The sequence below is a fragment of the Synergistaceae bacterium genome (assembly GCA_017444345.1).
Taxonomy (GTDB): domain Bacteria; phylum Synergistota; class Synergistia; order Synergistales; family Aminobacteriaceae; genus JAFUXM01.
Genome location: JAFSWW010000037.1, coordinates 1 through 7,815, shown reverse-complemented (window position 1 = coordinate 7,815; position 7,815 = coordinate 1). Strand labels below are relative to the sequence as shown.

At 40.0% G+C, this 7,815-nt stretch carries 6 protein-coding genes; 4 read left to right on the top strand and 2 right to left on the bottom strand.

What is annotated here, in order from left to right:
• Positions 1–54: 54 nt before the first annotated feature.
• A complete protein-coding gene (locus tag IJS99_02160) occupies positions 55–3,009 on the bottom strand; it encodes a hypothetical protein (GenBank protein ID MBQ7560626.1) in 2,955 nt (984 codons plus the stop codon).
• 335 nt (positions 3,010–3,344) lie between these two features.
• The gene (locus IJS99_02155; GenBank protein MBQ7560625.1) at positions 3,345–4,667 is read right to left on the bottom strand and encodes an MATE family efflux transporter; all 1,323 of its coding nucleotides are present in this window, start codon (positions 4,665–4,667) and stop codon (positions 3,345–3,347) included.
• 178 nt (positions 4,668–4,845) lie between these two features.
• Between IJS99_02155 and IJS99_02150 the strand changes: the two genes are divergently transcribed.
• The 4 genes from IJS99_02150 to IJS99_02135 all read left to right on the top strand — a co-directional run.
• A complete protein-coding gene (locus IJS99_02150) occupies positions 4,846–5,790 on the top strand; it encodes a hypothetical protein (GenBank protein ID MBQ7560624.1) in 945 nt (314 codons plus the stop codon).
• A 22-nt stretch (positions 5,791–5,812) separates the two neighbouring features.
• Positions 5,813–6,112 carry a hypothetical protein gene (locus IJS99_02145; protein MBQ7560623.1) on the top strand — a complete coding sequence of 100 codons (300 nt, stop codon included), beginning with the start codon at positions 5,813–5,815 and terminating at the stop codon, positions 6,110–6,112.
• Positions 6,112–6,951 carry an HAD family phosphatase gene (locus tag IJS99_02140; protein ID MBQ7560622.1) on the top strand — a complete coding sequence of 280 codons (840 nt, stop codon included), beginning with the start codon at positions 6,112–6,114 and terminating at the stop codon, positions 6,949–6,951. The genes IJS99_02145 and IJS99_02140 overlap by 1 nt, the downstream gene beginning before the upstream one ends.
• Before the next feature lie 24 nt (positions 6,952–6,975).
• The coding region (locus IJS99_02135) for a PTS transporter subunit EIIC (GenBank protein MBQ7560621.1) at positions 6,976–7,815 on the top strand (840 nt) is incomplete at its 3' end.

Genomic DNA, 7,815 nt, shown 5'->3' with positions numbered 1-7,815 from the left:
GCTTATTTTTATTTTGCAAGTGTTATATCAAAAAATTTTTGAGCGATTTATAAATTATTGCAATAAACTTAATACGGACTGCGGCGTTTGATTAGCTTGTGCAAGCATTGACGTGCCTGACTGATTCAAAATTTGCAGCTTGATAAAATTCATATATTCCTGTGAAAAATCTGCGTCTCTTATTCGGGATTCGGAGTCTGAAAGATTTGCGCTCGTTGTTGTCAAATTATTTACTACGTGTTCAAGGGCGTTGTTGAAGGCTCCGATTTTAGCGCGCTGGGCTGAGACTCGATTTATAGCACGGTCAAGAATGCCGATCGAACGTGATGCGTTTTCGCGGGTCAATAAATTTACATTGTCGATTCCTAGTGCAAATGTCGATGTGTCGCCGAGCTGAATAATAAAATCTTCGCCCTCGTTCGCTCCCGTCTGAAATATTGCTGTGTTGTCGCTTAAATGAATAAATGCTGAATAATTATCGTCTTTAACGTGCATAAATGACTTTGTTGACTCGTTCCATGTTGATTTTAGGCCGGCTATTAAGTCGACGCGTATATCTATTTCAGGAGGTATGAGACTCGGGAATTCAGGTTCTGAAGATTTCACGTTCACTGCTACTGGCTGGCCTGTGTGAGCATTATATACGCTGGCCGTGTAAGTGCTCTCACTCGATGATTGAATAGTGTTAAGTCCGAGCGCGTTTAATAAATCCTCGCTGCCTGAAAAAGTAAGCTCGCCCAGTTGGCCGGGAATTGCCGAACGAATTAACATTGTAGCTTGAATATCATAGCCCGTTAAATTGCCGTCTGAGTCATAAATTGCTGTTTTCTCGTATACTGACTCTGAAGTGTTCTCGGTGCCGTCTGAAATTGTACAAAATTTATTGGGATTGTCAGTATATTTTGCTTGGCCGAGTGAATTTGCTATAGCGTCATTGATTTTCTTTGATACGTCCTGCATTGTGTCGGATTCGTAGAGAGTTATATTTGCGCTTTTGCCGTCGCCCTGCGTGATTGTGATAGTTTGAGGTTGAGAGAGTAAAAATTTTCCGTTCGAGTCATAAAATTGCGATATTTCACCGAGCGTTTTTTCTCTAAAAACAAAATCTCCCTGAAGCCCCTTTATAATTGGTATTTTATCAACAACACGATAACCGACAATTTTATCTACTTTTTTCGTAACTTCATGAGTAATTTCTCTTGTTACTGGTACTGCAACCTCAATATATACTTCGCGTTCTTCTTGCTGTTCGATTTTAACATTAACTGTAGGACGATTCGGTGCATCGCTATAACTTACAGGGATATTTGCATTCAGATTAATTCTATTTTCATATACCGACCTATCGCCAGATGTTCCATGACCTATTCTATCTGCACCAGTTCCGCCAGATACTGCGATAATATCACCGTCATCAATGAGTGTTTTATTTATAGTAATAAATCCTGCTCCTGAATATGCGCTGCCTCCTATACCTGCTCCGTGAACATCATAAATTGCTGAAATATTAATAAGTTCCTCGTCAGCACTACCTCCGTATGCATTAATTTTACCGCCATAAATTTCTATAATAGTATTATCGCTTGTACGTGTTTTCGCCGAAAATGTTGCTGGAAAATATCCACTCCCTATACCTGCTGCAAATGTTCCCCCCCATGATGTTATATTACCACCTGCTATAAATATATGGCCTCCTCCGTCATAACCTTCCGTGTCAGCTCCTCCGATTCCTGCACAACCTGCTCCTCCTCGAGCCTCTATCTTCCCGCCATACACTGATATATTTCCTGCACGCCCTTGTAAGGATGGATATCCTGCTCCGCCAATTCCAGCACCTTTTGAGCTATTATTAGCTGTGAGTGTTCCTGTAATTTGTCCGTCCCCCTCAGCACTTGAAATTCTTACACTTGCTCCGTCTGGAACTTCAAGACACGCACGACCCGCTCCACTATTTAATGAATTATTACCAGCTAGATATATATTAGCAGTTGCTCCGCTTTCTATTTGTAAAGCAGCTTCACCGAGTTTTGACATATTTACTCCCGTGTTACTCTTATCAATATTTACATCAGTCAAAAATATATTAGCATTTACTCCATTTTTGACTATAATGTTTGGCGAATTTGCTGCATCAGCCCCTGCCGTTCCGCGAATGTCATAAGTTCCACTTTCTGATATTATAAGACTCCCATTTTCAAATGCCCATCCATTGCCTGATGTTTGCTCTATAGAGTCAATTCCTTCATTTAGTAAAATAATGTGAGGGAGTTCTTGTGTTCTAGTAATTGTTACCCACTCAGTTGAACGCTGAAGTTCTGTTACCATTTCTGTTATCGTCTCTGTAAGTGTTTCTACCTCGTATACAGTTTGAATTATAGGCTCTGTGAGTATCTCGTATTCGATATCCATTCCATATTTAGCGACACTTATTATATTGCTTTTCTGGACTTGAGCTTGGCCCGGTTCTGTGCTGACTACAATTTTATAATTGCCCTCGCTCGTTACTTTCTGGCCGAACTCGTCTTTATAAGTCAATCCCCCGTTAATTCTTGCCTTCACGTTTAAATCACTGCTTGACCATAAAGCCCCGGAGCTCCCGTCAAGTAATCTCTTTCTGTTAAATTGTGTAGTCCCGGCGATTTGATTAATTTGCGATTTTAACTCGTCAATCTCAAGCTGTATATATTGCCTGTCATTTGAAGTCAGAGAGTCATTACTTGCCTGTACTGATAACTCGCGCATTCTCTGCAAAATTGAATTCACATCACCCAGTGCCCCTTCTGCCGTCTGCAAAAATGAAATCCCGTCCTGCGAATTCTTTAATGCCATGTCGAGCCCGCTGATTTGTGAACGCATTTTCTCGCTTATTGCAAATCCCGCAGCATCATCAGCAGCCGAATTTATACGCAAGCCCGTTGATAGTGCCCTGATTGATTTATTGAGTGCTTTGTTAGTGGATTCAAGTTTGCGGAAAGTTTTTAATGCAGGAATATTATTATTTATTCTCATAAGTAACAACCTCCTGACTTATAATGCGAGAAACTGTTTATACTAACACAGCCCCCCCCCCCCCTTGCGTAAATTACGTAATTTATTCATGTTTTGAGTCCTCCGTGAAAAAAATTTTTTGCCATTATATTCATTTTATTGTCGGAAATAGTGATAGAATTCTTTAATATTTTTGCCTTATTCGTGGAATCTACAGCTATTTACATAATATCAAGCAAATAATATTACACGAAATTTTTACGCGCTTATATAAATATTTTCGCAAATATCTCACAATGTCCGGCAAATTCTCATTTACTCACTCACGCAAATAATATCGCCCGCCTAATTCTCAATCAAATAAATAACTTTTTCCTTATATAATAATATGCAATCAGAGTCGCTATTCCCGTTATTGTCCATGAAGCCGGGTAAACATCCATTAAGACCGCAAAATCTTTCATGTAAGCAAAAATCGTCCAGCACCATATAATACGCAGAACACAGCAGCCCAGCAATATTATAACTGTAGGAAGTGTAGAATATCCCATTCCGCGCAAAGCTCCACCGGGAATCTCGTAGACATTGCACAGCCATAAAAAGCCAACTGCGTGAATCATTCGGATTTTAGCATAATACATGACTTCAGGATTAACTGTGTAAAGGCTCAAAATCTCATCGTCCCAGAATACACAGATAAAGCAGGCCAGCCCGGTAAAAAATAACCCCGCAGTCATTGAGAGATTGAATACTTTTTTACAGCGTAAATAATCACCCGCTCCGAAATTCTGTGATGTAAAAGTTACTGCCGCTTGAGTGAATGCTCCGACAAAAAAATATGTGATAAAGTCAAAATTTAAGGCCGCCGCACTCCCCGCACTTGCATATGAGCCGAGACTGTTTATTGCCGTCTGAATAGTAACATTTGAGATCGCGAATAACATTCCCTGAAGTCCTGCAGGAAGACCTATTTTTATTATTTGAGTCACATAATCCCTCATAACGCACAAATCTTGAAATCTAAATTTAAACGGGGCTTCTTCACGCAATAAATAATATAGAATAATTAGCGCGCTGATTATATTAGCAATTACTGTAGCAACGGCAACTCCCACGACGCTCAATTTAAATATTATGACAAGTATCATGTTTAGAATTACATTTATTACTCCTCCGGCAATAAGACTCCACATTGGGCGACTGCTGTCTCCCTTACTGCGCAGAATGGCCGAGCCGAAATTATACAGCATTATAAACGGTGTCCCTAAAAAATATATTCTGAAATAAATCACTGCCAAGTCAATAATATCGTCCGGAGTGTTCATTAGGGTTAATAGGAATCTTGCGACGCTCAAGCCCCATATTAGCAAAATAACGCCGCTTATTAACGCGACTGATATAGAAGTGTGTACAGCGTCATGAATTTTTTGAGTCTCACCTTTTCCGATATATTTAGCTACGATAACATTTGCACCGATTGAGAGACCGACAAATAAATTTACCATTAAGTTAATTGCTGCTCCGTTACTGCCTACTGCTGCCATAGCTTGGGGACTGTCAAATCTTCCGACAACTGCAACATCAGCCGAATTAAATAATTGCTGCAAAATCATGCTTAGTGCTAGGGGTAAAGCGAATATTAAAATTTTATCAAGCAATGACCCGTGCAGCATGTCCATATTATGAGATTTATTATTTAACAAGTTTATTATGCTCCTGAATGAATTAAAATTTTACGTGATTATAGCACCTTGCTTTATTGCCTGTATAAAAATTTGATATTATAATTTTCTCATTCAAGATAATTTCACAGCAAAAAAATTTTATATTTATTTAAAGGAGTTTTCCGGGCAGCTCATGACAGAATATACAGCAAATAATATTTTAACTCAAGAACAGCAAGAGGCGTTTGATTATGACGAACTCTGGAAAGATTTTATTGCTGATTTCTGGCGCGAGATTCTGGAGAAATTTATTCCGGGATTATATATCAAAGCAGATTTAAATCATGAGCCTGAATTTCTCGATAAAGAACTTCACGATATATTAGCGGCTTTCAATGACAATGAGATTAATACTCCGAAAAGATATGTAGATAAACTGCTGAAAATTTTCCTGAAAGAAGGCGGGGAAGAGTGGGTGTTACTGCACATTGAGATTCAGGACAAGGGCGGGGAAGATTTTGCGCTCAGAATGTTTAGATATTATTGCCTGCTGTTCACTCACTATAATAAGAATCCTGTTGCGCTGGCTATACTCACAGCGGGGCGGCCAAAGAATGAGAATGATTTTTACAAGGCTGATTTATTCGGGACTTCAATAGAGTATAAATATAATCTCGTTAAGGCTTATGAAGTGAGCGATAAAGAATTATTATCAGGAGACAGCCTAGTTGATTTATTTATATATTCGGTAAAAATTGCGGCCAAGTATCGCAAGTCAGATAAAAGCAAAGTCGGCTACATGAAAAAAATAGCGAAATTATTATCTGACAGGGGACTAGATAAAGACAGGCGGCGGGCATTTATAATGTATCTTGAAAGAGTTATGAGTCTTAGCGATATTCAATATCGTTTGGAATTTAGGGATTATCTAGACACCCTATTTGAAGAAAGGAGAAACGGCGTGAGGTACAAAGGCGAACTTGAATTAACGTGGGACGCTGGTATTGAAAAAGGTATCAGGCAAAATATTTGCGATTTCATAAAATCCGGTCTGCTTTCGGACGAACAGATTGCGGCAGTAGTAAAACGCCCGATCGAGTTTATCACAAGTTTAAGGCGTGAAATCGGGTTAGCTTAATTTCTCAAGGGAGGTCATTATATTGCCTTGGCAGCCAGACCCAGAGCTAGTGAGATTATTAGACGAAATTGATGAGAGGGAACGAAAAAGAGAACAAGAGCACGAAGAATTTATGACAAAACTTTATGAAGTTCTTGACGGAGAAAAAATCATTCCGTCATTTGGGATTATTGCTTGTAATATTTTGTATAGCGATAAATATTCTGCAATGCTCAACGACGAGGAAATTGCGGAAATAACGGAAATTCCAAAACGAGTAATTACATTTTTAAGAGGTTTAATTGATGAAGACAAAAAATTAATCAAGGAGGGCAAAAACTAGTGAAATTAATATTTCTTGACATCGACGGCACTCTGACAAAACCGGGAGAAAATATCCCCCCTCAAAGTGCTATAGACGCAATCAACAAGGCACGCTCAAACGGGCACAAAATTTTTTTATGCACTGGCAGGAATCCCGACATGCTAAGGCCATTGCTTAAATACAAATTTGACGGCGTTATATCCTGCGCGGGCGGTTATGTTGCAATCGGTGAAAATTGCGGCGAAATTTTATTTAATTATCCCATGACAGACGAACAGAGAGACACGGCTTTAAATGCTTTACACAAGCACGGAGTTTTTTGCACAATCGAGGCCGAAAAAGGTTCATGGGGCGATGAGAATCTCGGCGAGTTCCTAAGCTCTCAGGGTGAAGGAAACAGCGAAATTGAACGCTGGAGAAAAGCATTATCCGCAAATTTAGGAATCAAGCCAATGAGTCAATATGACGGCTCACCGATTTATAAAGTAGTTATCATGTGTCTTGATATGTCCCAGCTTGACGAGGCTAAAAAATTAATGGGCGATGAGTTTAATTTTATAGTTCAGGAAGTCAAAGTCGGCGGCTCATCTTCACAATGCATTAACGGCGAAATTATTAATAAGGCATTCGACAAGGGACGAGGCGTAAAAATTATCTGCGAAAAATTTGGAGTCCCATTAAGCGACTCTATAGGATTCGGCGACAGTATGAACGATTTGGAAATGATACAGACTGTTGGAACTAGTGTCTGTATGGCTAACGGTGCGGAGGCTCTCAAGAAACTTTCTGATATTGTTTGTCCTTCAGTTAGTGATGACGGGCTTGCTAAGGCGTTTGCAGATTTAAATTTAATTTAATTTTTCAGGAGGTATTATTTTATTATGGCACTGGATTACAGAAAATGTGCGGAAGAAATTGTTTCACACATAGGCGGGCGGGAGAATATCACTCAGGCGGCCCACTGCGCAACGAGACTCAGACTCGTTATTAAGGACAATTCCAAAGTTGACAAGAAAGCCCTTGAGAACGTCGACGGAGTCAAAGGCATGTTCGAGAATAACGGACAATTGCAATTAATTATAGGCACGGGAACAGTCAATAAAGTCTATGCGGAATTCTTGAGCGTTACAGGAATGACTGAAGCGACAAAAGACGACGTCAAAGCAGCAGCCGCAGCAGGCCAGCCCGTTTGGAAGCGAATATTAAAGGCAATCGGCGACGTTTTTGTTCCTATTCTGCCCGCAATTGTTGCATCAGGTCTCATGATGGGATTTGTCGAGGCAATGGGCAAGGTTTACCCGGAATTCGCGCAAACTTCATGGTATGATTTCTTAGACATGGTAGCTAATACGGCATTTGCATATTTACCGGTCATCGTTGCAATTTCAGCGGCTAGAGTCTTCGGCGGAAATACTTTCTTGGGCGCAGTTATAGGCTTGGCCATGATTCATGCGAATTTAGTAAATGCGTGGGTCGTCGGCTCAATGTCTCAAATTCCTACGTGGGATTTCAAGATTCTTAACTTCGTCATAAACGTTCAGAAAGTCGGCTATCAGGGTCACGTAATTCCCGTAATTATTGCCGTCTGGCTGATGTGTTCAATTGAAAAATGGCTTCATAAGCACACGCCTGAAATGATTGACCTGTTTGTCGTACCTTTCACGACGGTTCTTTTAACGACATTCCTGACGTTTACGATTATAGGGCCGATATTCTCACAG